The organism is Nocardia pseudovaccinii NBRC 100343 (assembly GCF_001613225.1).
In the GTDB taxonomy this organism is placed as follows: Bacteria; Actinomycetota; Actinomycetes; order Mycobacteriales; family Mycobacteriaceae; genus Nocardia; species Nocardia pseudovaccinii.
In genome coordinates this window covers 1-26,398 of the sequence record NZ_BDBY01000200.1, presented here as the reverse complement: position 1 = coordinate 26,398, position 26,398 = coordinate 1, and the positions used below count along the sequence as shown (strand labels likewise).

General features: G+C 65.4%; 24 protein-coding genes, 2 tRNA genes and 1 pseudogene. 14 read left to right on the top strand and 13 right to left on the bottom strand.

Translation table 11 applies throughout. The annotated features are described in order from the left end of the window. From NP3_RS25665 to NP3_RS25645, 6 genes are all read left to right on the top strand, one after another. Positions 1-794, top strand: a 794-nt coding sequence (locus NP3_RS25665; RefSeq protein WP_245721106.1) for a toprim domain-containing protein, incomplete at its 5' end; no start/stop codon positions are given. 47 nt (positions 795-841) lie between these two features. Beyond that, positions 842-3,364, top strand: coding sequence for a DNA gyrase subunit A (gene gyrA / locus NP3_RS25660; RefSeq protein ID WP_063044161.1), 2,523 nt, complete (start codon positions 842-844; stop codon positions 3,362-3,364). A 39-nt stretch (positions 3,365-3,403) separates the two neighbouring features. After that, on the top strand, positions 3,404-4,513 hold the full coding sequence (locus NP3_RS25655) for a DUF3566 domain-containing protein (RefSeq protein ID WP_063044160.1): 1,110 nt from the start codon (positions 3,404-3,406) through the stop codon (positions 4,511-4,513). Between the two features lie 135 nt (positions 4,514-4,648). Next, positions 4,649-4,722: transfer RNA gene (locus tag NP3_RS25650), tRNA-Ile, on the top strand. 29 nt (positions 4,723-4,751) lie between these two features. Beyond that, positions 4,752-4,859 carry a DLW-39 family protein gene (locus NP3_RS49935; protein WP_218007666.1) on the top strand — a complete coding sequence of 36 codons (108 nt, stop codon included), beginning with the start codon at positions 4,752-4,754 and terminating at the stop codon, positions 4,857-4,859. Positions 4,860-4,883: 24 nt separating this feature from the next. Further along, positions 4,884-4,956: transfer RNA gene (locus NP3_RS25645), tRNA-Ala, on the top strand. Between the two features lie 218 nt (positions 4,957-5,174). Here NP3_RS25645 and NP3_RS51600 read toward each other — a convergent pair. Both NP3_RS51600 and NP3_RS25640 read right to left on the bottom strand, forming a co-directional pair. After that, positions 5,175-5,315: a type II toxin-antitoxin system PemK/MazF family toxin gene (locus NP3_RS51600; protein ID WP_084508976.1), complete on the bottom strand. Its 141-nt coding sequence runs from the start codon at positions 5,313-5,315 to the stop codon at positions 5,175-5,177. 449 nt (positions 5,316-5,764) lie between these two features. Beyond that, positions 5,765-6,394, bottom strand: a complete 630-nt coding sequence (locus NP3_RS25640) for a TetR/AcrR family transcriptional regulator (RefSeq protein ID WP_063044159.1) — start codon at positions 6,392-6,394, stop codon at positions 5,765-5,767. An 89-nt stretch (positions 6,395-6,483) separates the two neighbouring features. Here NP3_RS25640 and NP3_RS25635 point away from each other — a divergent pair, with 89 nt between their 5' ends. After that, on the top strand, positions 6,484-7,713 hold the full coding sequence (locus NP3_RS25635) for an MFS transporter (RefSeq protein ID WP_084508977.1): 1,230 nt from the start codon (positions 6,484-6,486) through the stop codon (positions 7,711-7,713). 896 nt (positions 7,714-8,609) lie between these two features. Here the strand turns inward: NP3_RS25635 and NP3_RS25625 are convergent. The 3 genes from NP3_RS25625 to NP3_RS25615 all read right to left on the bottom strand — a co-directional run bounded on the left by NP3_RS25625 (position 8,610) and on the right by NP3_RS25615 (position 10,993). Further along, positions 8,610-8,783 carry a hypothetical protein gene (locus NP3_RS25625; protein WP_157124545.1) on the bottom strand — a complete coding sequence of 58 codons (174 nt, stop codon included), beginning with the start codon at positions 8,781-8,783 and terminating at the stop codon, positions 8,610-8,612. 403 nt (positions 8,784-9,186) lie between these two features. Next, positions 9,187-10,242 carry a DUF1444 domain-containing protein gene (locus NP3_RS25620; protein WP_063044155.1) on the bottom strand — a complete coding sequence of 352 codons (1,056 nt, stop codon included), beginning with the start codon at positions 10,240-10,242 and terminating at the stop codon, positions 9,187-9,189. A 40-nt stretch (positions 10,243-10,282) separates the two neighbouring features. Then, positions 10,283-10,993 (bottom strand): YoaK family protein, encoded by a 711-nt coding sequence (locus NP3_RS25615; protein ID WP_157124544.1) that lies wholly within the window; start codon positions 10,991-10,993, stop codon positions 10,283-10,285. Positions 10,994-11,147: 154 nt separating this feature from the next. Here NP3_RS25615 and NP3_RS25610 point away from each other — a divergent pair, with 154 nt between their 5' ends. The 3 genes from NP3_RS25610 (at position 11,148) to NP3_RS25595 (ending at position 14,659) form a co-directional block, all read left to right on the top strand. Next, positions 11,148-12,089 carry an acyl-CoA dehydrogenase family protein gene (locus tag NP3_RS25610; RefSeq protein ID WP_063044154.1) on the top strand — a complete coding sequence of 314 codons (942 nt, stop codon included), beginning with the start codon at positions 11,148-11,150 and terminating at the stop codon, positions 12,087-12,089. Positions 12,090-12,803: 714 nt separating this feature from the next. Next, on the top strand, positions 12,804-13,811 hold the full coding sequence (locus tag NP3_RS25600; RefSeq protein WP_063044152.1) for an ATP-binding cassette domain-containing protein: 1,008 nt from the start codon (positions 12,804-12,806) through the stop codon (positions 13,809-13,811). Positions 13,812-13,840: 29 nt separating this feature from the next. Then, entirely contained in the window at positions 13,841-14,659 is an 819-nt protein-coding gene (locus NP3_RS25595) for an ABC transporter permease (RefSeq protein ID WP_063044165.1), read from the top strand. Positions 14,660-14,679: 20 nt separating this feature from the next. On the opposite strand, the gene NP3_RS25590 is transcribed toward NP3_RS25595, so the two are convergent. Further along, on the bottom strand, positions 14,680-14,892 hold the full coding sequence (locus tag NP3_RS25590; RefSeq protein WP_063044151.1) for a hypothetical protein: 213 nt from the start codon (positions 14,890-14,892) through the stop codon (positions 14,680-14,682). 105 nt (positions 14,893-14,997) lie between these two features. On the opposite strand from NP3_RS25590, the gene NP3_RS25585 reads away from it, so the two are divergent. Together NP3_RS25585 and NP3_RS25580 are read left to right on the top strand one after the other, a co-directional pair. Next, on the top strand, positions 14,998-15,525 hold the full coding sequence (locus NP3_RS25585) for a peptidylprolyl isomerase (RefSeq protein WP_063044164.1): 528 nt from the start codon (positions 14,998-15,000) through the stop codon (positions 15,523-15,525). A gap of 4 nt (positions 15,526-15,529) precedes the next feature. Then, positions 15,530-16,399, top strand: a complete 870-nt coding sequence (locus tag NP3_RS25580) for a rhomboid family intramembrane serine protease (RefSeq protein ID WP_063044150.1) — start codon at positions 15,530-15,532, stop codon at positions 16,397-16,399. Between the two features lie 44 nt (positions 16,400-16,443). Here the strand turns inward: NP3_RS25580 and NP3_RS25575 are convergent, their stop codons facing one another. Next, positions 16,444-16,845, bottom strand: a complete 402-nt coding sequence (locus NP3_RS25575; protein WP_063044163.1) for a PH domain-containing protein — start codon at positions 16,843-16,845, stop codon at positions 16,444-16,446. A 159-nt stretch (positions 16,846-17,004) separates the two neighbouring features. Continuing rightward, on the bottom strand, positions 17,005-17,268 hold the full coding sequence (gene crgA / locus NP3_RS25570; protein ID WP_063044162.1) for a cell division protein CrgA: 264 nt from the start codon (positions 17,266-17,268) through the stop codon (positions 17,005-17,007). A gap of 205 nt (positions 17,269-17,473) precedes the next feature. Between crgA and NP3_RS25565 the strand changes: the two genes are divergently transcribed. Then, positions 17,474-18,118, top strand: coding sequence for an aminodeoxychorismate/anthranilate synthase component II (locus NP3_RS25565; protein ID WP_063044149.1), 645 nt, complete (start codon positions 17,474-17,476; stop codon positions 18,116-18,118). Next, positions 18,115-19,233 (top strand): dihydrofolate reductase family protein, encoded by a 1,119-nt coding sequence (locus tag NP3_RS25560; RefSeq protein WP_063044148.1) that lies wholly within the window; start codon positions 18,115-18,117, stop codon positions 19,231-19,233. Before NP3_RS25565 ends, NP3_RS25560 begins: the two co-directional genes overlap by 4 nt. Positions 19,234-19,374: 141 nt before the next feature. Here NP3_RS25560 and pknB read toward each other — a convergent pair whose 3' ends face one another. The 5 genes and pseudogenes from pknB to NP3_RS49270 form a co-directional block, all read right to left on the bottom strand. Then, positions 19,375-21,279 carry a Stk1 family PASTA domain-containing Ser/Thr kinase gene (gene pknB, locus NP3_RS25555; RefSeq protein ID WP_063044147.1) on the bottom strand — a complete coding sequence of 635 codons (1,905 nt, stop codon included), beginning with the start codon at positions 21,277-21,279 and terminating at the stop codon, positions 19,375-19,377. Next, the gene (locus NP3_RS25550) at positions 21,276-22,796 is read right to left on the bottom strand and encodes a protein kinase domain-containing protein (protein WP_063044146.1); all 1,521 of its coding nucleotides are present in this window, start codon (positions 22,794-22,796) and stop codon (positions 21,276-21,278) included. The genes pknB and NP3_RS25550 overlap by 4 nt, the downstream gene beginning before the upstream one ends. Positions 22,797-22,833: 37 nt before the next feature. Then, a complete protein-coding gene (locus tag NP3_RS25545; protein WP_063044145.1) occupies positions 22,834-24,300 on the bottom strand; it encodes a peptidoglycan D,D-transpeptidase FtsI family protein in 1,467 nt (488 codons plus the stop codon). Beyond that, a complete protein-coding gene (locus tag NP3_RS25540; protein WP_063044144.1) occupies positions 24,297-25,772 on the bottom strand; it encodes an FtsW/RodA/SpoVE family cell cycle protein in 1,476 nt (491 codons plus the stop codon). Before NP3_RS25540 ends, NP3_RS25545 begins: the two co-directional genes overlap by 4 nt. Next, positions 25,772-26,398: pseudogene (locus NP3_RS49270) on the bottom strand (serine/threonine protein phosphatase); the annotation flags it as partial. The gene NP3_RS25540 and the pseudogene NP3_RS49270, both read right to left, overlap by 1 nt.

Below are 26,398 nucleotides of genomic sequence, written 5' to 3'. Positions count from 1 at the left end.
CCTCCGCACAGGCCCGCGTCGCCGCGCGTAAGGCGCGCGAACTGGTGCGTCGTAAGAGCGCCACCGACCTCGGCGGCCTGCCCGGCAAGCTGGCCGACTGCCGTTCCAAGGATCCGAGCAAGTCCGAGATCTACATCGTGGAGGGCGACTCCGCCGGTGGCTCGGCAAAATCCGGCCGCGACTCGATGTACCAGGCGATCCTGCCGCTGCGCGGCAAGATCATCAATGTCGAGAAGGCCCGCATCGACCGCGTCCTCAAGAACAACGAGGTCCAGTCGATCATCACCGCCTTCGGCACCGGCATCCACGACGAATTCGATATCGCCAAGCTGCGGTATCACAAGATCGTGCTGATGGCCGACGCCGACGTGGACGGCCAGCACATCTCGACCCTGCTGCTGACCCTGCTGTTCCGCTTCATGCGGCCGCTGGTCGAGCACGGGCACGTGTACCTCGCGCAGCCGCCGCTCTACAAGCTCAAGTGGCAGCGGTCCGATCCGGAGTTCGCCTACTCCGATCGCGAGCGCGACGGCCTGCTCGAGGCGGGTCTCGCCGCGGGCAAGAAGATCAACAAGGATGACGGTGTCCAGCGCTATAAGGGTCTCGGCGAAATGAACGCCAAGGAGCTCTGGGAGACCACCATGGATCCCTCGGTGCGGGTGCTGCGTCAGGTCACCCTCGACGATGCCGCCGCGGCCGACGAGCTGTTCTCCATCCTGATGGGTGAGGACGTCGAGGCGCGTCGCAGCTTTATCACCCGTAATGCCAAGGACGTTCGCTTCCTCGACGTGTAACCGGCGTGACGCGCAATTCCACGTCCGGTGCCAAAGGAGACTTTTAGATGACTGAAACCACGCTGCCACCCAACGGCGGAGCGGGTGACCGGATCGAGCCGGTCGATATCCAGAACGAAATGCAGAGCAGCTACATCGATTACGCGATGAGCGTGATCGTGGGCCGCGCGCTGCCCGACGTCCGCGACGGCCTCAAGCCGGTGCATCGCCGCGTGCTCTACGCGATGTACGACAACGGCTACCGGCCCGATCGCGGCTATGTGAAGTCCGCCCGCCCGGTCGCCGAGACCATGGGTAACTACCACCCGCACGGTGACGCGTCGATCTACGACACCCTGGTCCGCATGGCCCAGCCGTGGTCGCTGCGCTATCCGCTGGTCGACGGCCAGGGCAACTTCGGCTCCCGCGGCAATGACGGCGCGGCCGCTATGCGGTACACCGAATGCCGCCTGACCCCGCTGGCCATGGAGCTGCTGCGCGAAATCGACCACGAGACGGTGGATTTCACGCCGAACTACGACGGTCGCTCACAGGAGCCGACCGTTCTCCCCAGCCGCGTGCCCAACCTGTTGATGAACGGCAGCAACGGCATCGCGGTCGGTATGGCGACCAACATCCCGCCGCACAACCTCAACGAGCTGGCCGAGGCGATCTACTGGGCGCTGGAGAACTACGACGCCGACGAAGAGGCGACGCTGGCGGCCTGTATGGAGCGGGTCAAGGGTCCGGACTTCCCGACCTACGGCCTCATCGTCGGTAATCAGGGCATTCAGGATGCCTACACCACCGGTCGTGGCTCGATCCGGATGCGCGGTGTGGTCGAGATCGAAGAGGACAACCGCGGCCGCACCACGATCGTCATCACCGAGCTGCCGTACCAGGTCAACACCGACAACTTCATCAACTCCATCGCGGAGCAGGTGAAGGACGGCAAGATCGCGGGCATCTCCGATATCCACGACGAGTCCTCGGACCGCGCGGGTATGCGGATCGTGGTCACCATCAAGCGCGACGCCGTTGCCAAGGTGGTGCTGAACAACCTCTACAAGCACACCCAGCTGCAGACCAGCTTCGGCGCCAACATGCTCTCGATCGTCGACGGCGTACCGCGCACGCTGCGCCTGGATCAGATGATCCGGCTCTACGTCGAGCATCAGTTGGAAGTCATCGTCCGGCGTACCAGGTACTTGCTGCGCAAGGCCGAAGAGCGCGCCCACATCCTGCGCGGTCTGGTCAAGGCGCTGGACGCGCTGGACGAGGTCATCGCGCTGATCCGGCGTTCGGCCAATACCGACACCGCGCGCACCGGCCTGATGCAGTTGCTGGATATCGACGAGATCCAGGCCACGGCCATCCTCGATATGCAGTTGCGCAGGCTGTCGGCCCTGGAGCGGCAGAAGATCGTCGACGAGTTGGCCAAGATCGAGGCCGAAATCGCCGACCTCAAGGACATTCTCGAAAAGCCGGAGCGCCAGCGCGCGATCGTGCGGGACGAACTGGCCGAGATCGTCGAGAAGTACGGCGACGAGCGGCGCACCAAGATCGTGGCCAATGACGGCGATATGGCCGATGAGGATCTCATCGCCCGCGAGGATGTGGTCGTCACCGTCACCGAGACCGGTTACGCCAAGCGCACCAAGACCGACCTGTACCGCAGCCAGAAGCGCGGCGGCAAGGGCGTGCAGGGCGCGGGCCTCAAGCAGGACGACATCGTCAAGCACTTCTTCATCAGCTCCACGCACGACTGGCTGCTGTTCTTCACCAATAAGGGCCGGGTGTACCGGGCCAAGGCATACGAACTGCCCGAGGCCAGCCGGACCGCGCGCGGTCAGCACGTCGCGAATCTGCTGGCCTTCCAGCCGGATGAGAAGATCGCCCAGATCATCCAGATCAAGGGCTACGAAGATGCGCCCTATCTGGTGCTCGCCACCAAGAACGGCCTGGTCAAGAAGTCGAAGCTGTCCGATTTCGACTCCAACCGCAGCGGCGGCATCGTCGCGGTGAACCTGCGCGACGACGACGAATTGGTCGGCGCCGTGCTGTGCTCGGCCGATGATGATCTGCTGCTGGTTTCGGCGCGCGGCCAGTCGATCCGCTTCTCCGCCACCGATGAGGCACTGCGTCCGATGGGCCGCGCCACCTCCGGTGTGCAGGGCATGCGGTTCAATGCCGACGATGAACTGTTGTCGCTCAATGTGGTTCGCGCCGACACCTATCTGCTCGTCGCGACCTCCGGCGGTTATGCCAAGCGGACCGCGATCGAGGAGTACACCCCGCAGGGTCGCGGCGGTAAAGGTGTATTGACTATCCAATATGACACCAAGCGTGGCACCCTGGTCGGTGCGCTCATCGTCGACGACGAGGATGAGTTGTATGCGATCACGTCCGGCGGTGGTGTTATCCGGACGGCGGCGAAGCAGGTTCGGAAGGCTGGACGACAGACCAAGGGCGTGCGATTGATGAACCTCGCCGATGGCGATACGTTGCTTGCTATCGCGCGCAATGCCGACGAACCCGATCCTGATTCGCTCGTCGGCGGAGACGGCGACACCGGTTCCTCTGAGCAGTAACCCCACAGCGGCGGCAACGAACGGATCTAAGGATTCCCATTGACCACGAATCAGCCGAACGACGAGCGGCACCAGACGAACGGTGTAACCGAACGGATCGCACCGTCACCGATTCCGCCGCGGCCGATCCCACGGCCGGTCGCATCGGCCGAGAACGGCCAGCCGAGTGGCCCGCAGGGAGGGGCCCAGCCGCACGAAATGCACAGCAAGCAAGGCGAAGTCGCGTTCAAAGCGCCGGAGCCGAGCTCGGGTGCGGACGGGCACGAGGCATTCGATCAGCGGGCTGCTCGGCCGGGTAACCCAGGCGAGCCGGCCGCGCCGGAAGCAGGCGACCGCCCGGCATCGAACGGCGGCGGCCAGTCGCCCTTCCAGGAGGGCTGGTCGCAGCTGCCGCAGCGGGAGCCACAGTCGAACCTGTATCGCCCCGGACAGTCGCCGGTGACCGGTCGCCCGAATTCCACCGGCGGTGGGCTCGGCGGCGCCGGGCTCAGCGGCGGCGGCAGTGGTGCTGGCGGTGGCGGTGGTCTCGGCGGTGGCGGTGGTCTCGGCGGCGGCAATGCCCGCACCACCGCGGATCTCGCGGCCAAGGCGGCGCGCAAGGAAGCGGCGATGGTGAAGTCCGTCGGCATCGACGGGCCCACCCGCAGCATCGCCCGCCCGGAATTGATCAAGGACATGCCGGACCTGTCCGACATCCGGCACCCGCTGCCCGTCGAAACCCCGGGCCCGCAGTCCGTACCGGTCTCGCCCGCGGTTCCGGTCGCCGTCGCGGCGGCCGTCGCCTCCGGTGAGCCATTGCGGGCCACGGTGCAGATCCGCCGGATCGACCCGTGGTCGACCCTGAAGATCTCGCTGGTGATCAGCGTGGCCATGTTCTTCGTGTGGATGCTCGCGGTCGGTCTGCTCTACATCGTGCTCGAGGGCATGGGTGTGTGGGAGCGGCTCAACAGCACCTTCACCGATATGGTCTCCTCCGACAGCGGCTCGGTCGGGTTGGTCGATGCCGGTTCGGTATTCGGCTACGCGGGCGTCATCGGGCTGATCAATGTGGTGCTTTTCACCGCATTGGCGACCGTCGGCGTCTTCATCTACAACCAGTGCTGTGACCTCGTCGGCGGTATTCAGGTGACCCTGGCCGACCCCGACTAGAACGGTGTCCACGCGGCCGGTCACTGTCCCCGCGCAGGGCGGTGACCGGCCGTTTTGGTCTTCGGCGGGCGGGTAAGGTAATCTCGTGCCTCGGTTCGGTTAGCAGCTCCGGCGGGTGATCCGAACAGGAAATAGGGGCCTATAGCTCAGGCGGTTAGAGCGCTTCGCTGATAACGAAGAGGTCGGAGGTTCAAGTCCTCCTAGGCCCACTCCCGAACATCACAGTAGGGTGGGAATCATGAAAATTCTTCTCACGGTCGGTGTCGTGGTCGCGGTTCTCATCGGAATCACCAAGCTGCGCAAGCGTGACGATGCGGACCTGTGGCACGAAGTCACCACCCGCTGAACTGTCCTCGGACAGTAGGGATTCGGGGCCTTAGCTCAATTGGCAGAGCACTGCCTTTGCAAGGCAGGGGTTAGGGGTTCGATTCCCCTAGGCTCCACTCCATAGGAACCCGCAGGTCAACAACCTGCGGGTTTCGTTTTCCAGTGACTGGATCGAGTTGTGCGGTTGACGATGCCTGTACCTGCGGATTTGCGCGGACCACGGTTCGATTCCCGGTAGGTGTTTGCACCGGGCGGGCTTCGCTCCCGGACGTTTGTTTGCCGGGTATCTGTTCCACAGCGTCGCGAGCCAGTTGTCTTGAACCCATGGGTTTGTCTACAGCCCGAGGTGCAGCCGCACGGCGCGTTCCAACCGCGCCATGTCTTCTTGGGACAGGTGCCCGACCATGTCCTGGACAGATTGGGTATCCAAGGAACGGATCTGGTCCACCAGCAGAAGCGTTGAGCTGCCGAGCAATTCGACCCGCGGACGAAACGGTGAATCTTAGGACCGTGCACGACTAGTAGTTGTGATGATGCTGAAACCCTTGCGTCGGCGGCATGCTCTTTGCGTAATCGCATCTGCCGCGTCGCGGTGAATTGTCGGTCGCTCGCCGACCGAGGGGCACTCCCGGCAATAGCGTTGTCTGCGCCGAGAGGCTGACCGCAACTGCAATATTATTCTCCTCTGCGGCAACCGGATACAGAGTCATCACGGGGCGGGTGGCGGGTTCGAGGTTGCAGTGTTCTTCGGGTGGCCGCGGTGGAGAAGGCTGCTGCCCAGAACGTCCGCCAGGTTGGACTTGGCCGTGATCAAAGTGGTTGCTGTTCAAGTACCACCGCTCCGGTACTGACGATGAGTGTCGGGGACGCTCGCTCCTGCCGATTTCAGGATGGTCACTCAGCGCGGGCAGGCTGTTCCTTTAGTCAGCGTTCGTCGTGGGGATGGCTCAGGTCCGGTGGGCCCTCGGGCGCCGGACCGAGCGAGTGGATCGCGAAATCTATTGCGGCGATCAGTCGAGCGGGGTCGTGGCGGGCACGTTCTCTGACTCGCAGGCCCAGGACCATGGTGAACAAGGATTCGACCGCCGTGTCGATATCGAGATCGGGCGGCAGCTCACCTGTAGTGCGGCCACGGCGGAGCACTGCGTCCAGCGCGTCGCGGGTGACATCGAAAGCCGCTTCGACCCGTTGCTGCACGGTGACGTCGGTGGTACCGAGTTCGGTCGCGGTGTTGACCACGAAACACCCGTCGGCGGCATCGTCATGGGGCGCACCGCTGATCATCCAGATCATCCAGTCCCGCAACGCTTCCCGGCACGAACCGGGTGCTTCGAGGCGGCGTTTGGCTTCGGCGGAGTCGTGCGCGCGGTAGTGATCCAGTGCACGCAGGAACAGGGTGTGCTTGTCGGTGAAGGTCCGATACAGGCTGCTGGGCTTGAGATCCAACTCTTCCCCCAGCTCACGCACCGAGGTGGCGTGGTAGCCGCGCCGCCGAAACAAGGCGGTCGCCCTGGCGACCACCTCCTGCTCGTCGAATTCCCGCGGACGTGCCACGACGTCAGGCTACCACAGTTGTGGAGCGATCGTTCCCGTATTAGTGTGCCCGGTATGGGAACGCTCGCTACCGAATCGGAGGGGTGGCTTTGACCACGACGCAATACGCAACCAATCCCGTTGCCCCGCAAGCGAATCGCTGGTCTGCTGTGACCGCAGTGGCGGTCGGCACGTTCTTGCTGGTGACGGCCGAACAGTTGCCGATCGGGCTGCTGTCTCCGGTGGGCTCGGCGCTGCGGATCTCGGAGGGCGCGGCCGGGTTGGTGACCGGAGCCAGTATCGTGGCCGCCTTGGCGGCGCCGGTGGTTCCGCTGGTCATCGGCCGACTCGATCGCCGGGTCCTGCTCGTGGCCCTGATGGGACTCATGACCGTTGCCAACGCGATATCCGCGATGGCACCCAACTTCGCAATACTGCTGGTGTCCAGGGCGCTGGTCGGCATCGCGATCGGCGGGTTCTGGGCAGTCGCCGCTGGTCTAGCCGTGCGGCTGGTGACCGAGAAGGCCGTGCCGAAAGCCACCGCAGTGATCTTCGGCGGAGTCGGAGCCGCGAACGTGCTCGGCGTCCCGCTCGGGACGGCGTTCGGTGCATTAGCAGGCTGGCGCCTGGCATTTGCGGCGCTGAGCATCCTGGCTCTCGTTGTATCCGTCGTCCTGGTCGCGGTCCTGCCACCCCTGGTCGCCACGCAACCGCTCGGACTTCACCAGTTCGTCGACCAGTTCCGCAACCACGGCGTACGGGCCGGAATCCTGGCCACGTTCCTCCTGGTGATCGGGCACTTCGCTGCCTACACCTTTGTCGGGCCGACGCTGCAACAGTTGTCCGGTATCGATACCGTGTTCGTCGGCCCCCTGCTACTGGGATTCGGCATCGCTGGCATCGCTGGAAACTTCCTCGCGGGCGCGGCCCTCGGGCGAGCCCTGCACTGGACCGTGCTCGGCATCGCCGCCCGCCTGACCACACTGGTATTGCTCTACCCGCTGCTCGGTCGTGGCCCCATCGGCGCAATGATCCTGCTTATCGGGTGGGGCCTGGTCTTCGGCGGAGTGTCGGTGAGCCTGCAGACATGGATGATCACCGCCGCACCCAAGGCAGTGGAAGCAGCCTCCGCACTATGGGTCGCGGTGTTCAACCTGGCAATCGGAGTCGGCGCACTGGCCGGCGGAGCAGTCGTCGACGCAGTCTCACTGCCTGCAGTCCTGGTATTCGCCGGTGTGCTGCTGGCCCTGGCCACACTCGCGGTCTGGTCGGGCCGTGGCCCGCTCACGAGTGCTCGGCACACCCAGGACTCACAGTCGGCAGGAACCGGAGCCCATTGATGGAGGATCGCGCCCGTCCGAGCCGGAGCGATCCTCCTGAGCCACCGACGTCGGAATGCCCACAATGCCGCATTCCCGGGTCGTCGGGCGGCCCGGCGCTGCGAATCCACTCGGATGTCATGCCCAGGTCAGCAGGCTGTGGTCCTGGGCCGAGAAGTCGACGAAGACGGCAGATTCGAATCGGAATCGCTGCTGAATCGCTGGCCCCTCCACCGTCAAAGGGTTCGGGTTGTGGAGCGTTTGTGTCACCTTCCGCATCCCGACCCGGAAACGACAACGGGGCCGGTAACGCTTCTGCGGTACCGGCCCGTCGGGATGTGTCCAAGCAACGGCCCCTTGATGGACCGTGCCGTTCGGTCGACGAGATCGTTTACGGGTGACTGGAGCCGCTTTCGAGCAGTTCGCGCAGGAAACAGAGGGGGCAGACAGGATCGAAAGGAGCCGTCACCACGGTTCGGGTGGCCGGTGTGGATTCCGCCGCAAGCTCGTCCGGGGACGCTGCCGCTGTCGCCGACGGCAGACCGATCGTCAGCGAAATCGCCCCGGCGGCAAATGCACTCAGCATGACACGGTTCAAGAGGTCCTCCACTTGGATGAGATCGAGCCTCCACAATGTTCTCACTGCCCGCAGTGCTCGAGGCGGCATTGTCTTATGGATGGGTCACATCTGGCTCGCCTGCCCGGCCGCAGCCCGCCGGTTGTGGTTGCGTGAGGCCGGGATGCCACCAAGGGGCCGACCGGGGCTGGCTAGATCGTTGAAAACTGGGGCTCGCCCAGGTTGTCGGGTTCGGTCCAGGGGCGGTCGGGTCCGCTGTGCCGGGAATCTTCGCGGCTTCGGTGGCAATCGCGATGAAGGCGGGGATCTTGCTCGGGTCGGCGTGCAGGCGGTCGGCCGCTCAGGGGTCGATCAGCAGCTCGAGCAGCGCGTTACCGATCAGGTTGATGGCGCCGTTGTACTGGCCGTCGGCGCCGTGTTCGGCCATGACCGCTTGTGCCCGCGGCGATTGGATCTTCTTGCTGATGGTCGGCTCGACGAAGGCATGTTTCGCCACATCGTGATCGACGATCATCCAGCCGAGCACCCGTCCAAGCGGACGCGATGGATCGGGCCGCGCTTACGCAAAGCCTCGTACCTTGTGCGGATGTTGGTAGAACTCATCGGTCAGCTCGAGGACCTCATCCGCGGGTTTCACTTCTTCATACATCCTTTCCGGGTTCGAACGGCTTCGGCCTCGACGTCCCGTGGACATAACGAAATCTCTTGCTCATCAACAGGTTTGAGTGACGCGAGAGGCGATGGCCGCTGCGTCCATGGGCCGCGCGCCGTGCCCGAGTGGGCGGACGGCCGACGTGTGAAGCTCTGCGCGTAATCGACTAGGCCTGCATCGTGCAAGGTCGTGCGGTTCGAGCGATGTGCCATCTTTGCACGGGTTCGCCATGGGTTCGGATATGCGGACCGAGCCCCGGTTCGATTTACAGGGCGACCGAGGCCTGCTTCAACTGGGTGAGCATCGTTTCATCGGGCCAGAAGCGGGCTTCGAAGCGAATGGGGGACATGCCGGGAATCGGTGTGAGGCCGGTTATTTCGAGAGCCGCGGTGAGCGGGACGGTGCAGATGGGAACGGCGTTGTCGTCGGCGTCGGTACCGGCGAACATGATGTAGTCGGCGGCGGGGAGGAGGTAGTCGACGCCTTCGCCCCAGACGGTGTAGGTGTAGGGGTGGGTGTCGGTGCCCGCCAGCTTCAAGTCGCCGACGATGGCCATCTTCAGGTCGTAGCGGGTGAATTCGAGGTCGCGTTCGAGCGCCTGGTTGAGCCAGTGGGCTTGGACGGCGTACTCCCACATGGCAAGGCGGTATCCGGCGCGGACGCCAGCCTGCTGTTGTTCGTGTCGGCCCGCGCGGTCGAAGGGAACGACGGCGTCGTCCTCGTCGAGGGTGTAGCCCTGCGGCGAGAGGCGTTGGCGTGCATCCACATACTGTTGCTCGACCTGGCGGTAGATGCGGGCGAGCAGGTGTGGGATATCGGGGACCACGATCAGTGTGTCGATGTCGGGCATGAAGACGACGGGCCGGCGGCCGGCGTAGCGCTGACTGAAGCTCGCCAACCAACCCGGGGCGAGCGGCCAGGAGGTGAGGTAGGCACTGCCGTCGCGATCGGTGCGGGTGAGGATCGCGTTGCCGCGCGGATCATGCGGCTGCGCAATGGCTTCCAGATTTTCGCGGGCCGCCGTGAATACCTCGTCGGCCGAAACAGGCCAGAGCGCCATGGTCGAGTAGTTGATGACTGTTCGCGTGTTCGGCAGGTCGATCGCGACCAATTCTTCGACGAACGGGAAGGCCGGTCGGCTGACGAACCGGGTGTCGATCTCGGCGGCCTCGGGCCAGCGGTGCAGCAGGTTGTCGAGTGCGGCCTGTTTGTAGGTCGTCGGACGCAGAATCGGCCGCAATAGCGGTCGGATTTCGGCCCAGGTGCTGTGTTGTGCAAGTGCCGCAAGGTGATCCGGCGTTGGATCCTCGAAACTCCCCACCGGACAACCGTATCCGTCGCCTCGACGACGCGCACGTGGGTCAGCTCGTCGTGGGCGGGCCGTGGCGGTCCAGGTGCAGGTAGGTGAAGCAGGTAGTGATCAGGCACACCACGGTGGCGGTGATGAGCATGGCCCAGCCCGCGACGATCAGGCTCAGCAATCCGCCGAGCAGCGCGCCCGCGCAGAAGGCGGCATAGACCAGGAAGTAGACGAGCCAGTCGGCGTAATCGCCGCCGCTGATATGGCGTTCGATACCCTGGCCCATTTTGACGAGGGTGCCGGTGACGTAGCTGAGGGGTATCGAGACCTCGCCGTTCTTGACGAACGAGGTGTTGAGCGCGCCGACGCCGAAGGCGACGAACAGGATCGGGATGAGGTCGATATTGGTGGCGTTCGTCGCCCAGTAGATGATGCCGTCCAGCAGGGATGCCACAGCGAGGCTGAGCGTGGTGAGCAGGGTCGGCCCGTGCGGATGACCGGACCAGTAGTGCGTGCGACACCAGGAGGCAACCACGACACCGGCGAGGAACGAGAGCATGAGCAGGGCCGCGGCGACGGCGATATCGGGTTCGTCGTGGAAGTAGCCGAGCGCGGCGCGTTCGGTATTGCCGGTCATGAACGTGACGAAGTAGCCCTCGGTATGCATGAAGGCCGCGGCGCCGATGAGACCGGCCAGTGCGGCGAGCACCCAGGACAGTCGTGCCTCGGCGTCGTACAGCGCCCTCCGGCGCTCGAGATCTGGTTTCGTCACTGGTCAGGCTCCTCACGAGGGGGATGACCAGTCAGTGATACCTGGCGATCCTGAGATTCTGCTGTCGCATCGCCGCGTGCCGGATAAGGATTGCGGGCTAGTCGCCAGCTTCCTGGGTGCGAGCCGGGCGACGATTCTCGGTTAGCGTGCACGAGTGGACTCTGTGTTCGATTATCTGCTGACCGAGGCGTTCGATCCGACACCGCTCGAGTCGATCACCGATGCGTGGACGCGGCATCGGGCGGCCGCCGAGCGGTTCGGCACCACGATCGATATAGCGATCGCCGGTGGATTCGGCGCGGACCGACTGGGTTTCGCATTCCTGTCCGGATATCAGCAGGCGCTGCGTGCGTTGCTGCCCGGACTTCCGGCCGATGAGCTGGTCGCGGTTTCCGCGACCGAGGCGGGTGGCGCGCATCCGTCCGCGATCGCGACCGAGGTGACCGAGACCGATAACGGCTGGCGGGTGAACGGCACCAAGACCTTCACCACATTGGGGATACTCGCGCGGCGGATGTTGGTGATCGCCAGCGCGGGCACGGCGGCCGACGGCCGCAACCGGCTGCGCGCGGTGCTGGTCGACGCGGCACAGCCCGGCGTCGATGTGACGAATCTGCCCGCGGTACCTTTCGCACCCGAAATCCCACACGCCTCGGTGACATTTACCGATGCCGCGGCCGAGCCGCTGGTCGGCGACGGGTACTCGGACTACCTCAAACCGTTCCGCACCATCGAGGACGTCCATGTGCTCGCGGCCACCCTCGGCTGGCTGGTGCGGGTCGGTCGCGAGTCCGGTTGGCCGCGGGCGACGTCGCAGCGGTTACTCGCCGCGGTGGCCTTCGTGCGTGGTCTCGATATGGATCGGCCGACCTCGCCAGGCGGGCATATCGCACTGGGTGGCGCGTACGCGTACTTCGAACAGGTACTTACGGAACTGGAGCCGCTGTGGGTACAGGCCGATCCGGTCGTGCGCGAGCGGTGGGAGCGGGATCGGCGGTTGCTGGCGACCGCCGGAAAGGTACGGGCGCAACGGTTGACGGCGGCCTGGCTATCGGTGGGCATGGCGGAGAATCCGGCGGTGCCGACAGATAGCTGAGTGGGGCTGACCTGACCCGGAAATGGGGAGCGGGCCTCGGCGAAGGGGGGGAGTTAGCCGAGGCCCGCGTAAGGTCGGCCCGGGGGGGAGGGGCCGACGTGAATGATCCTACGCGATGTTCCGGGATTGTGTGTGCGTGGGGATCACCACTTTCCAAGATTTTTCGGGACGGCTCACCTGCGCCGGGCGCGGACACCGCCCAGGTAGCCGGACCAGTCGGTTGTCGGCCTGTTTGCCGATTCCGTGACTGTTGTCAAAAATGTTGTCGCGCAGTGATTTACGGCCGGGGCGTGAGCTCACTGAGCGGTCTGGACAAATGTGAAAACCATGCCGACCGGTTGCTGTGCGTCCGGAATCACTCCTGGGGTTCATCGACCGCACGTCAGATTCGGCCGGATTTGTCGCGTGTCGTTCGGGCACGGGCATGTCGTGCCCGCGGGACCCGAGTACCGGCCGGTCCCGAATCGGGTAGTGCGCTACGCGCGATCGGAGCGGGATCGGGCGGCAGGATCGAAACCGGTCGCATCCCGATCCGGCACCCCCGAGCACCGCCCGGAACGGGATGCGACCGTTTGTGTTCGATGGGGATTCGCGAGCATCGATCGTTGGTAAAGCCCAGGTCGACGAAAAATCACCGGAAATTGTCGGTGCACAGGGCAATACTGACTCCGGTAATGGTCACCTCGCCCGGAGCGAGCGAACCTCAGGAGAATCATGCCCGACGCAATCGTCGCCGAGGGGCTGGTCAAACGATACGGCCAGTTGGTCGCTCTCGACGGACTCGACCTAGCGGTGCCCGAGGGTACCGTCACCGCATTGCTCGGACCCAACGGTGCGGGCAAGACCACCACGGTCCGGGTGCTCACCACCCTGCTCATTCCAGATTCCGGCCGTGCGACCGTCGCGGGTATCGACGTGCTCCGCAATCCACAGGCTCTGCGCTCACGCATCGGTGCGTCCGGGCAATACGCAGCCGTCGACGAATATCTCACCGGATTCGAGAACCTGGAGATGGTCGGTCGGCTCTATCACATGGGCGTGCAACGCAGTAAGGAGCGCGCGCGGGAATTGCTGGAGCGCTTCCGACTGAGCGATGCCGCCGATCGACCGGTCAAGGGCTATTCGGGCGGCATGCGCCGACGGCTCGACCTGGCCGGCGCGCTGGTGGCCAATCCGCCGGTGCTCTTCCTCGACGAGCCGACCACCGGACTCGATCCGCGGGCGCGCCTCGACCTCTGGGATGTCATCGAGGAACTGGTGGCCGGTGGCACCACCCTCTTGCTCACCACGCAGTACATGGAGGAGGCCGACCGGCTGGCCGACGCCATCGCGGTGATCGACCACGGCAAGGTGATCGCCCGCGGCACCGCGGATGAACTCAAGACCCTGGTCGGCGGCGACCGCATAGAACTCACCGTCGACCACGCCGACAATCTCGTGACCGCCCAGGAGGCGCTGAAGGGCTTGGCGGACGGGGAGATCCATCTCGAACCCGGACTGCGCCGGATCACCGTTCCGGTCAGTGACGGATCGCAGGCGCTCGTCGATGCCATCGGCAGGCTGAGCACCCACAATGTGCAGATTCACGATGTCGGTCTGCGTCGTCCCTCGCTGGACGATGTCTTCCTCACGCTCACCGGTCACGAGGCCGAGGAGTTGATCAACGGCAATGGCGACAAGCCCGCGGATCGGCACGAAGCAACGGAAGGACGCAAGCGATGACCGCGGCGACTGCGGACACCAGAATCCGCATGCCGCTCGGCGAACGTCTGACCATCGTCTGCACCGACAGCTTGACTATCGCGAAGCGCAATGTCATCAAGATCAAGCGCGTACCCGACGTGCTGATCTTCTCGACGCTGTCGCCGATCATGTTCGTGCTGCTGTTCGCCTATATCTTCGGCTCGGCGATCGAGGTGCCCGGCATGTCGGGCGGTTACCGGGAGTTCCTGATCGCGGGCATCTTCGCGCAGTCGGTGGTGTTCGGCGCGACGTTCACCGGATTGGGCCTGGCCGAGGATATGCAGAAGGGCATTATCGATCGGTTCCGCTCGCTGCCGATGGCGCCGTCGGCCGTGCTGGTCGGGCGCACCATCAGCGATGTGGTGATCAATGTGGTCAGCCTGGTGGTGATGTCGCTGACCGGTTATGTCGTCGGCTGGCGGATTCGCGGATCACTGCTCGACGCGGTACTGGCCTATGTGCTGTTGCTGCTTTTCGCGTACGCGATCTCCTGGATCATGGCCGTGGTCGGCCTGCTGGTCCGCGCGCCCGAGGTGTTCAACAACGCCAGCTTCATGGTGATCTTCCCGCTGACATTCCTGGCCAATACCTTTGTGCCGCTCGAGAATCTGCCGACGGCGCTGCGGGTATTCGCCGAATGGAATCCGGTCTCGGCGGTCACCCAGGCGACCCGCGATCTGTTCGGCAACACCAGTCCGATGGCGCCGAAATCGGACGCCTGGTCCATGCAGCATCCAGTGGCGACCACGCTGGCTTGGGTGGCGATCATCCTGCTGGTGTTCATCCCGCTCGCGCTGCGGCAGTACAAGCGCACCGTCAGCCGCTGAGCGGGATCGCCAGCGGGGAGTCAGCGACCGTTGTCCGCGCCGGCGCCCGCCAAGGGGTTCGGCGCGGAACCGTTGCGGGAGTAGCCGATTCGCGGCGGCGCCGGCGCCGGTTCCGGCGGTTGTGGACGCTTGCTGCGAACCAACCAGGCCACGCCACCGGCCAGCGCGACGACGACTGCGGCGATCAGACGGTTACGAGAACGTGCGGAGGTGAGTAGGCGCCCCAGGGTCATTCGACAACTGTGGCACATACCTGAGCATCGCGCAGTAGTCCCAGATCACAGCCGCACCCGGCCCGGTGCGGCGAAGATTGCGAGGATCGTGGCACGATGGGCGGCGTGACCTCACCGAATCAGACCGCCGTGGCCACGTTGCATACCAACCACGGCGATATCAAGATCTCGCTCTTCGGTAACCACGCCCCGAAGACGGTGCGGAACTTCGTCGGCCTGGCCGACGGATCGGCACCGTACAAGACGGAGAACGCCAGCGGCGGCGCCTCCGGTCCGTTCTACGACGGCGTGAGCTTCCACCGGGTGATCGACGGGTTCATGATTCAAGGTGGTGACCCGACCGGCACCGGACGCGGTGGACCCGGCTACGAATTCGGCGACGAATTCCACCCGGAGCTGCGCTTCGATCGCGGCTACCTGCTGGCGATGGCCAATGCCGGACCGGGCACCAATGGTTCGCAGTTCTTCATCACCGTCGGTTCGCAGCCGCATCTGAACCGCAAGCACACCATCTTCGGGGAGGTCGTCGACCCCGATTCGCGCAAGGTCGTCGATGTCATCGCGACCACGCCGACCGATCGCAACGACCGTCCCAAGGAAGCCGTCACCATCTCCAAGATCACTATCGAATAATCCGATGAACGCTCAACCGCCCGCACCGACCTGCGTCCGCCACCCAAATCGTCCTACGGGCCTGGCCTGCACTCGGTGCGGGCGGCCAGCCTGTCCGGAGTGTCTGCGACCTGCGGCGGTCGGACAGCACTGTGTCGACTGTGTCCGTCAGGGACAGCGTGAGGTCCGGCCGGTGCGAACCGTCGCCGGTGCTCAGACCGCGCGGACCCCGATTCCGTATGTCACCTATGCGCTCATCGCGCTGAACACAATTGTCTTCGCGGTCACCGCGGGCCAATCGAAGAGTCTGGTGGAGAACACCGGGCATTCCGCGCTGTACATCGACTGGGTGCTCTATCCGCCCGCGGTCGCGCACGGTCAGTACGTGCGGCTGATCGGCTCCGGCTTTCTGCACTACGGTCCGATCCACCTGCTGCTCAATATGTTCGCGCTGTATGTGGTCGGCCGCAGTATCGAGCCGGTGCTGGGGCGGGTGCGCTATCTGGTGGTCTACCTGGTGTCGCTGCTCGGCGGCGCGGCCGCCGTGATGGTTTTCGCCAGGGACAGCCTCACCGCGGGTGCATCGTGTGCGGTCTACGGACTGTTCGGCGCGATCACGGTGATCCTGATCCGGGTGCGGCAGAATCCGAATCAGATGTTGATCCTCATCGGTATCAATGTCTTCATCAGCTTCTCGCTGCCCGGTATCTCATTGGCCGGACACCTCGGCGGACTCGCCGCGGGCACCCTTGCCGCACTCGGCATTCTGTTCCTGCCCGAGTGGTTGCGCGCGAAATCCCAAGAGAACGCACGGCTGATCGGCTGGGCAGCGGTTGCCGCCGTTGCCGTGGCGGCACTCGCCGTCATCGTCGCCGCGGCGATATCGCTGCGGTAGATGCTTCACGTGAAACGTTGCCGCCGCGCGTATTCGGCGCGCTGCTACTGCGCCAGTCCGTGTGCGACAAGGGTTTCGAAGACCTCGTCCGGACTGGTGCCGAGGTCCCAGCGACCGAAGATCAGCAGCCGTTCGTCGCCGTGGTGCTCGACGTCGATTTCGAGCATGGGATTCTTGCGGCCGAGGCGGCGATAGCCGACGACACGGGCCCGCATTATCTGATCGCGGGTGTATTCGGTCGGCCCGGTAAGCGTACGGACTACCAGTCGCGGCTGTGGATCGGCGGTGATGCTCAGGCGCGGGCGCTGTCGGAATCCGAGTGCGGCCAAGGCCAGCAGGCCGATCGCCGCCAATCCGATCAGCAGCCGACTCGGCCCGTCCTTGGCGAGGATGGCGGCACCGGCCAGCACCACACCACCGATGGTGACCGCGATGAGAGCGGCCATCGGCGTGGTCCAGGTGGTGCGTGGTTCGGGAAGCGGATCAGGCGAATCGGATTCGGGATCCACGTGTCACTTTCCCCAATCGTTCCTCGAGTTGTCCACACGGTTATCCACAGGTGTGCATGAATGACACGTCTGTAATCCTGGCGTTACTGAGCCAGGTCACCGCCACCGCATGGTCATGATCAGCCCGATGACCATCAGACCGAAGCCGATCAGGAAGTTCCACGCCCCGAGATCCGCCATCCAGGAGATCTTGTCGTTGGCCAAGTAGTAGACGAGCAACCAGACCAGCCCGGCCAGCATGAAGCCGAGCATGATCACGACGTACCAGACCGGGGACGGCCCAGCCTTCACCTTCACCGGCGTGCGGCTGGCGGGATTGATCGTGTAGTCGGTCTTCTTGCGGACCTTCGACTTGGGCATGTCGTCCTCGTGTTCGGCGTTCAGGTCGGGTACCGGCGGGCGGGATTCGGTTGAATTATGGCCGAGCTCGCGCACCACAGAACCCGATCCGGCGGGGGCCGAGACGGTCCGGGTGAGGGCTCAGGTCCCCGCCGGTCTGCCTCTAGGCTATCCCAACTGGTAATGCGGGCGACGGTCCGCCGGGTCGCCACGTAATCTCGTCAGCATGCGTGTACTGGTCGTCGACAACTACGACAGCTTCGTGTTCAACCTGGTGCAGTACCTCGGCCAGTTGGGTGCCGAGGCCGTGGTCTGGCGCAATGACGACCCGAAGTTGGCCGATCTGGACGCGGTCGTCACCGAATACGACGGCATTCTGATCAGTCCCGGACCTGGCACTCCGGACCGGGCGGGCGCGAGCATCGATCTGGTGCATGCGTGCGCCCGGCACAACATTCCGCTGCTCGGGGTGTGCCTGGGCCATCAGGCCATCGGAGAGGCGTTCGGCGGCACCGTGACTCGCGCGCCGGAGTTGCTGCACGGCAAGACCAGCTCGGTATTCCATCTCGGCACGGGCGTGCTGGCCGGTCTGCCCGACCCGTTCACCGCGACCAGATACCACTCGCTCACCGTCCTGGAGAACACCCTGCCCGCGGATATCGAGGTGATCGGACGCACCGAGTCCGGGATCGTGATGGCCATGCGGCATCGGACGCTGCCGATTCACGGCGTGCAGTTCCATCCCGAATCGGTGCTGACCCAAGGCGGGCACCGGATGTTGGCGAACTGGCTGGAGGTATGCGGCGAGCGTCCGTCCGAGGGGCTGGTGGAGATGCTGGAGGCGGAGGTCGCGGCACTGGTGACCCAGTGACGCGTCGGCCCTATGTCCTGCTGTCCGTCGCGGTCAGTGTCGACGGATATATCGACGATGCGAGTCCGGAGCGGCTGAAGCTGTCCAATGCCGCGGATTTCGATCGGGTGGATCAGGTGCGCGCGGAGTCCGACGCGATCCTGATCGGCGCGCAGACGCTGCGGCGCGACAATCCGCGGTTGCTGGTCGACAGTGCCGACCGGCGGGCCGTGCGTGTCGCGGCCGGAAAACCGGAGTACCCGTTGAAGATCGCCGTGAGCGCACGCGGTGATCTGGATCCCGAGCTGCGGTTCTGGCACCACGGCGGAGACAAACTCGTCTACACCACACACGCCGGTGCGGCGAAGCTCGGCGATCGGTTGGCGGGTCTGGCGGAGGTGGTCCCGCTCGGTGCCGATATCGACCTCGCAGCATTGCTCGACGATCTCGGCCGCCGCGGCATCGCCCGGCTCATGGTCGAGGGCGGCACACGCATCCATACGCAGTTCCTCGCGGCGGACCTGGCCGACGAATTGCAGATGGCGGTCGCGCCGATTGTCGTCGGACATGCCGCGGCACCGCGCTTTCTCGGCCCCGCGAGCTACCCGGTCCGCCGAATGCACCTGGCCGATATCACTCGGATCGGCGATATCGCATTACTGCGCTACCTGCCGCGCGAGTCCGAGGAACAAACCGATATCCGATTCATGCGCCGGGCAATCGAACTGGCGCGGTTGTGCCCGCCCAGCCCGACCGCATTCTCCGTCGGCGCGGTCATCGTGGCCGACGGCGTCGAGATCTCGACCGGCTACTCGCGCGAGACCGATGAGAAGGTCCATGCCGAGGAGTCCGCGCTCGACAAGCTCGACGCGGACGATCCTCGGCTGGCGCGAGCGACGATCTACAGCACCCTGGAACCGTGTTCCCAGCGCGCCACCGCGACCCGGCTGCCGTGCACCGACCGGATCCTGCGGGCCGGGATTGCGCGCGTCGTCATCGCCTGGCGGGAACCGACGACCTTCGTGACCAACTGCGTCGGGGTGGAGCAATTGCGGCAGCACGGCGTCGAGGTGATCGAGTTGGCGGGGCTGGCCGAGGAGGCGATGTCGATGAATCGCCACCTGGATCTTTCCTGATCGGCATCAGGCACTGCCGTAGTCCGCGGTGGCGATGGGCTGCTTCCTGCTCCACGGTTGGGTTTGGGATGAGCAGGCCCCGTCCTCGCGCCGAGCGGTCCGCCTTTGCGCGTATTCAGGCCCCTGACCTGGGTGCCGCCATCACGGCGGACCCAGGACGTAGGTGGTGATCGATACTGTTCCGTTCTTCCCGATCGCCGATCCGGCCGCGGGCTGCTGGCTGACCACCCGGCCGACGCTGTTGGTATCGAAGGTGCCCTGGGTGGTCTGGCTGATCTGTGCCGATGTGCCGGTCCAACCCGCCTGCCGCAGCTTGTCCACCGCCTGCGCCGTGGTCAGGCCGACCAGGCTCGGCATGACGATGTCGCCGCTGGAGACCTGCACGGTGACCGTCGACCCTTTGTCCGCGCTCGCGCCGCCCGCCGGGTTGGTCGAGAGCACCTCGCCCTTGGGCTTCGAGGACGGGACCTCCTGGATATTGATCTTGAAACCGGCGCTGTCCACCAGATTCGGCTGCGCGACGCTGATGTCCTGACCGACCACATTCGGTACCCGGATCTGCTCCGGTCCGGAGCCGAGAATCACGACGATGGCCCGGTCGACATCGACGCGCGAGCCCGCCGAGGGGTCGGTGCCGATCACCTTGTCCGTCTCCTGCGCACTCGACGGCTTGCGCTGCACGTTCGGGTCCATCCGCAAGCCACTTGCGTTCAGCTGCTGCTCTGCCTGCTCCTGGGTCATGCCGTCGAGTCGAGGAATCTGCACCTGCGCCGGTCCGGAGGAGACCTGCACGGTGATCGTGCTGCCCTTGTCGACCCGGGAGCCGCCGAGCGGCTGGGTGGAGATGACATTGCCCGTGGCGACCTTGTTATCCGGCTTCTGCTGGATTGCCACCGTGAAGCCGAGCTTCTGCAGCGAGTCCTGGGCCTGTTGCGCGGATTTATTCGAAAGGTCGGGTATGGCGACCTGATCCGGGCGCGCGCCCGGTCCGATCAATACCCAGAACAGGGCGAACGCGACGATGACCGCCGCGGCGGCGCCGAGCGCGATATAGAGATTACGACGCGGACTCGCCGGTTCGGCGGGCTCTTGCTCGGCGGTGTCGTCATTGCGTTCGACGGTGCGGAAGCTGCGCGGCGCAGGCTCGTTCGAGCCGAGGATGGTGGTGCGGTCCTCGTCGGTCATCACCATCGGCGCGCTCGGCTTCTGGCCGCCGAGCACCCGGATCAGATCGGCACGCATCTCGGCGGCCGACTGGTACCGGTTGGCCGGATTCTTGCTCATCGCCTTGAGCACGACGGAATCCAGCTCGCGCGGCACTCCGTTGTGGACATGCGATGGCAGCCGCGGATCCTCCCGGACGTGCTGGTAGGCAACGGCGATCGGCGAGTCACCGGTGAAAGGCGGCTCGCCGGTGAGGATTTCGAACAGCACACAGCCGACGGAATAGACATCCGAGCGGGCGTCGACGGTCTCACCGCGCGCCTGCTCAGGCGAAAGATATTGCGCGGTACCGATAACAGCCGCGGTCTGGGTCATCGGGTTGGAGCTGTCGGCGATCGCGCGCGCGATGCCGAAGTCCATCACCTTCACCGCACCCGCCCGGTTGATCATGATGTTCGCGGGCTTCATATCGCGGTGCACGATTCCGGCCTTATGGCTGAAATCGAGTGCGGCGCAGACGTCGGCGACGACCTCCATGGCCCGGCGCGGCGGTATCGGACCCTTACCGCGCACGATGTCACGCAGCGTGTCACCGTCCACGTACTCCATCACGATGTACGGCAGCGGGCCGCCGTCCACCTCCGCCTCGCCGGTGTCGTAGACCGCGACGATGGCCGGATGGTTCAGTGCGGCGGCGTTCTGCGCCTCGCGCTTGAAGCGCAGGTAGAACGTAGGGTCGCGGGCCAGGTCGGCACGCAGCACCTTGATCGCGACGTCCCGGCTGAGCCGTAGATCGCGCGCCTTGTGGACTTCGGACATGCCGCCGAACCCGATGATCTCACCCAGCTCGTAGCGGGAGGAGAGATTCTTCGGGGTCGTCATGGTTGTCCTTGCGGAGTAGCAGCGCCTGGAGTGGCCGAGGGTCCTCGGGCACCGGGACTATCCGGAAATGGTAAATCGAGCGTAGGGAACCACGAGCCTCTTGTGGTGGTGGACGGACTCGTCGTCTTCGACGACTTCGTCGTACTCGGCGCTGTGGTACTCGGCGTTGTGGTCGGCGGCTGCGTTGTCGTCGTCGGTTCCTGGGTCGGCGGCGGTGGCGGGGCCGGTCTGGTCGTGGTGACGACGGTCGTCGGCGCCTCGGTTGTGGTCGGCGGCAGCGTGGTGACCGGCGGCGGCGCGACCTTCGTGGTGGTGGTGACCGGGCGCACGGTATCCGGATTGGTGTCGCCGCCGAAGAGCAGCCACAAGACGAGTCCGACGAGCAGCACCGCGCCGACGGCCACGGCCGCGCCGACCTTCTGGCCGGTGGTGAACTTCGAGGTCTCCGGACCGGGCCCGGGGTTGGCGCGGGTGGCGCCGGAACTCATCACCGTTCTGGGCGCACCTGCGGGCGTCTGTCTGGTCGAAGCAGCGCCGCCGACACCCATCGGCGAGGCCGGGGTGTTGTACCGGACCGTCGGGCCATCGTGGTCATGCGACGGCAGAATCACGGTCGGGCCGGGCGGCAGCACCCGGGTCGCACCGGTTGCCGTCGGTCCTGCGGTGGTGACTGGTGGGGGTGGGCGGCGTCCGGCGCGCACGGCGGCGACGGCATCGGCGAATTCGCCGCCGCTGGCGTAGCGCAGGGCTGGATCCTTACCCATGGTGATCTCGATCAGCTCGCGCACATTCGGCGGCAGATCGGACGGCATCGGCGGCGGGGCCTCGCGCACATGTTTCATCGCGACGGTGATCGCGCCGTCGCCGCTGAACGGCCGCTGCCCGGCCAATGCCTCGTAGCCGACCACACCGAGTGCGTACACATCACTGGCCGCGGTCGCGTCCTCGCCGACCGCCTGCTCGGGCGCGATGTACTGGGCGGTGCCCATCACCATGCCGGTCTTGGTGACCGGGGAGGCGTCTACGGCCTTGGCGATGCCGAAGTCGGTGATCTTCACCTGACCGGTCGGCGTGACGAGGATATTGCCCGGTTTGACGTCACGGTGCACGACGCCGGCGGCGTGCGCGACCTCGAGTGCGCGACCGGTCTGCTCCAGCATGTCCAGACCCTGGGCCACCGAAAGCCGCCCGAGCCGGTTCAGCACCGTATTGAGCGGTTCGCCCTGCACCAATTCCATGACCAGATAGGCGGTTTCCCCGCCGCTGGGATCCATGGTCTCGCCGTAGTCGTAGATTCCTGCGATACCCGGGTGATTCAGCTGGGCCGTGGTCTTGGCCTCACTGCGGAACCGGTGCCGGAAGGTCGGGTCGGCCGAGAACTCCGACTTGAGCACCTTCACCGCGACCCGGCGGTCCAGTCGGGTGTCGAGCGCCTCCCAGACCTGCCCCATACCGCCCGTGGCGATCAGGCGTTGCAGGCGATATCGGTCGGCGATCATCGCACCGTTGTTCAGCATCCCGGCCCCCGGTCATCCACTCGCACGTTCATATCTCTCAGCGCCCTCGCAAACCGGCGTCCAACACCGCGCGGGCAATCGGCGCGGCCACCGAGCCACCTGTGGCGGCCAACGCCCGGTCGCCGCCGTTCTCCACGATCACCGCGATGGCGATCTTGGGGTTCTGCGCGGGCGCGAAGGCGATGTACCAGGCGTGTGGTGGCGTATTGCGCGGATTGCTTCCGTGTTCGGCGGTTCCGGTCTTAGAGGCGATTTGATACCGGGTCTGGCCGTGTCCGACGGTGTTGTCCTCCGACGCGATCATCAGGTTGGTCAGCGTCGACGCTACCTGGGCGCTGACAGCTTGGCCGACCGAGACCGGTTTATTTTTCGAGAGCTCGCTCAGATCGGGTCCCTGCAGTTGGTCGACCAGGTACGGCTCCATGCGGACGCCGCCGTTGGCGACGGTCGCGGCGATGACCGCGTTGTCCAGTGGGGTGAGCGCTACATCGCGCTGGCCGATGCTGCTCTGGGCCAGTGCGGCATTGTCCGGAATCGTGCCAACGGTGCTCTCCGCCACCGGAATCGGGATGCCGCGGTGCGCACCGATGCCGAATGCGGCGGCCTCGTCCTTGAGGTTGGACGAGCCGACCTTGAGACCGAGTTCGACGAATGCGGTATTGCAGGATCTGCGGAACGCCTCGGTGAGCGTTGCGGTGGGGCCGCTGCCGCAAGTGGTGCCGTTGTAGTTTTCCAGCGTCGTGTTCGTCCCCGGCAACGTGATGTTCGGCGCGGCGGTGAACTGGTCGTCCGGGGTTGCGGTGCCGTTGGCCAACGCGGCGGCGGTGACGACCACCTTGAAGGTGGAGCCCGGCGGATAGGTCTGCGACACAGCACGATTCAACATGGGTTGGCGCTGGTCCGCACTCAGCTCTTCCCAAGACTTGGTGCCCTGGGCGCCATCGTGCCCGGACAACAGGTTCGGGTCGTAGCTGGGGGTGGACACCATGGTGAGAATCTTGCCCGTACTCGGCTCGATCGCCACCACGGAACCGGTGTAGCCCTTGGCGGTCAGCTGTTCGTAGGCGACCTGCTGCATCATCGGATCCAGCGTGGTGAGCACATTGCCGCCGCGCGGATCACGACCGGAGATCATATCGATCAGGCGGCGTCCGAACAGCGAATTGTCCGAACCGTTGAGCACCGTATCCTCGGCGCGCTCCAGCCCGGTGCTGCCGTACTGCATCGAGTAGAAGCCGGTGGCCGGTGCGTACGCCTCGGGATCGGTGGGGTAGGTGCGCAGGTATTTGTAGCGGTCGTCGGTGGCGACCGAACTGGCCAGCACGGTGCCGCCCGCGGAGATCTGTCCGCGCTGGCGGGCGTATTCGTCGAGCAGCACGCGTGAGTTGCGTGGATCGGTGCGGTAGTCGTCGGCCTTGATCACCTGCACATAGGTGGCGTTGAGCAGCAGGGCGACGATCATGAGCATCACCGCGACCGCGACCCGTCGTAGCGGCGTGTTCATTCCTGCGGCCTCGCTTCCGGTTTGCGCAGAAGCTCCGTGGTCGCATCCGAGATCGGGGCCACCGGATCCTTCTTGCGCACCGGCGCCGGGGCACGTGCCGCATCGGAGACCTTGATCAGCAATGCCAGCAGCCCGTAGTTGGCCAGCAGCGACGAACCACCGTAGGACATGAACGGGGTGGTGAGACCGGTCAGCGGAATCAGTTTGGTGACACCGCCGACCACCACGAAAAGCTGGATCGCGATGGTGAACGACAACCCGGCGGCCAGCAGCTTGCCGAAGCTGTCGCGCACGGCGAGCGCGGTCCGCAGGCCGCGCACCACGAACACCAGGAACAGCAGCAGCACCGCGGCCAGCCCGAACAGGCCGAGTTCCTCGCCGATGGTGGTGATGATGAAGTCGGTTTTGGCGAAGGGCACCTGCGAGGGCCGTCCGCTGCCGAGGCCGGTGCCCGCCAATCCGCCGGTGGCCAGGCCGAACAGCGACTGCGAGATCTGGTAGCCGGTGTTGTTGTAATCCGCGAACGGGTGCAGCCAGGTCTGCGTGCGCACCCGGACATGGCTGAAGGCATGGTAGGCGAAGAAGAATCCGATGGTCAGCAGCGCGCCGCCGATGACGAGCCAGCCGACCCGCTCGGTCGCGATGTAGAGCATCACCAGCACCGTGCTGAAGATCAACAGCGAAGTGCCGAGGTCCTTTTCGAAGACCAGCACGCCGATGCAGACGATCCAGACCACCAGAATCGGGCCGAGGTCGCGGGCGCGCGGGAACTCCATGCCGAGGAAATGCCGACCGGCCGCGGTGAACAGATCGCGCTTGGCGACCAGCACCGAGGCGAAGAAGATGATCAGCAGAATCTTCGCGAATTCACCCGGCTGCACACTCAATCCGGGCAGCCTGATCCAGATCTTGGAGCCGTTGGTCTCCGAATACGCCCCGGGCAGCAGTGCCGGAATCGCCAGCGCGACAAGGCCTGTCAGGCCTAGGGTGTAGCTGTATTTGGCCAGCGTGCGGTAATCGCTCAGCACGACCAGGAGCGCGATGAAGATGATCATCCCCAGACCCGTCCACAGGATCTGTTGATTGGCGTCGGGGGACGGGATCGGCCACGAGTTGTAAGCGGCGGTCTGCGCGTCGGCGAGATCGAGCCGATGGATCAGCACCAGGCCGAGTCCGTTGAGTAGCGCGGCGATCGGTAACAGCAGCGGGTCGGCGAACGGTGCGAAGCGGCGCACCGCGAGATGCGCGACCGCGAACAGGGCCAGATAGGCGAGACCGTACTTGGCGATATCCCAGGTGACCGATTGTTCCTGACTCGCCTCGACCAGAAACAGCGAAACGGTGACGATGCCCGTCGCACCGGCGAGCAATACGAGTTCGGCATTGCGCTTCGTCGACGGTGGCGGCGCTGGCGCGAATCCGCCGGGTGGACTGGGAAAGGCCCCAGCGGACGGCGGTGCCGGAGCGGACATCAGTCCGTCACCCGGCAAGGCTCCCCCGCCGTCTGGGGGTTCGGCGACGTCGTCGCCGTCGGGGTCTTGGCGTCGGGGCTCTTGGTCTCACTCGGCTGCGGTTCGGGCGCGGGCGGCCGGTTCTCGGTGGTCGGCGCGACCGTCGTCGGCGCGGGGACCCCGGGCTGCGTCGGCGCCTCGCTCGGCGGCACGACGCCGGGCTGCGGCACCGATTCCTTAGTCGGGCAGACGGGCAGCAGCTCGTTGCGCGCCAGCATCTGCATCTGCTTGCGCGCCTCGTCCAGCGAACCCGGCGGCAGCCCCTTGTCCACCTGGTCGTGTCCGGTCTGCTTGAGATCGGAAACCTTGAGCGCCTTGCACTTCGGCGGCAGCGTCTCGCCCGGCTGCTTCAGGGTGAGGGCGCCGGTCGGGTCGACACAGCCGAGCGTCTCGACCTCGTGGATCGAATAACCCAGCACCGAACCCGGCAGCCCGCGCATGATGACGACCTTGTCGTTATCCGCGCCGACGTAGTAGTTGCTGCGAATCATGTTGTAGCCGACCAGCAATCCGACCGCCGCGGCCAGCACCAGGGCGACCGCGAGCAGGATCCAGCGCAACTTGTGCGATTTGCTCTGCGGCGGCGT

Bases quoted from the DNA above. Each gene is read 5' to 3' on its own strand.
- NP3_RS25595 (WP_063044165.1), top strand. From the start codon at position 13,841: ATGCCGCTCGGCGAACGTCTGACCATCGTCTGCACCGACAGCTTGACT.
- pknB (WP_063044147.1), bottom strand. From the start codon at position 21,279: ATGACGACCCCGAAGAATCTCTCCTCCCGCTACGAGCTGGGTGAGATC.
- NP3_RS25540 (WP_063044144.1), bottom strand. From the start codon at position 25,772: ATGTCCGCTCCGGCACCGCCGTCCGCTGGGGCCTTTCCCAGTCCACCC.
- crgA (WP_063044162.1), bottom strand. From the start codon at position 17,268: ATGCCCAAGTCGAAGGTCCGCAAGAAGACCGACTACACGATCAATCCC.
- NP3_RS25590 (WP_063044151.1), bottom strand. From the start codon at position 14,892: ATGACCCTGGGGCGCCTACTCACCTCCGCACGTTCTCGTAACCGTCTG.
- NP3_RS25565 (WP_063044149.1), top strand. From the start codon at position 17,474: ATGCGTGTACTGGTCGTCGACAACTACGACAGCTTCGTGTTCAACCTG.
- NP3_RS25550 (WP_063044146.1), bottom strand. From the start codon at position 22,796: ATGCTGAACAACGGTGCGATGATCGCCGACCGATATCGCCTGCAACGC.
- NP3_RS25625 (WP_157124545.1), bottom strand. From the start codon at position 8,783: ATGATCGTCGATCACGATGTGGCGAAACATGCCTTCGTCGAGCCGACC.
- NP3_RS25600 (WP_063044152.1), top strand. From the start codon at position 12,804: ATGCCCGACGCAATCGTCGCCGAGGGGCTGGTCAAACGATACGGCCAG.
- NP3_RS25545 (WP_063044145.1), bottom strand. From the start codon at position 24,300: ATGAACACGCCGCTACGACGGGTCGCGGTCGCGGTGATGCTCATGATC.
- gyrA (WP_063044161.1), top strand. From the start codon at position 842: ATGACTGAAACCACGCTGCCACCCAACGGCGGAGCGGGTGACCGGATC.
- NP3_RS49935 (WP_218007666.1), top strand. From the start codon at position 4,752: ATGAAAATTCTTCTCACGGTCGGTGTCGTGGTCGCGGTTCTCATCGGA.
- NP3_RS25580 (WP_063044150.1), top strand. From the start codon at position 15,530: ATGAACGCTCAACCGCCCGCACCGACCTGCGTCCGCCACCCAAATCGT.
- NP3_RS25575 (WP_063044163.1), bottom strand. From the start codon at position 16,845: ATGGCCGCTCTCATCGCGGTCACCATCGGTGGTGTGGTGCTGGCCGGT.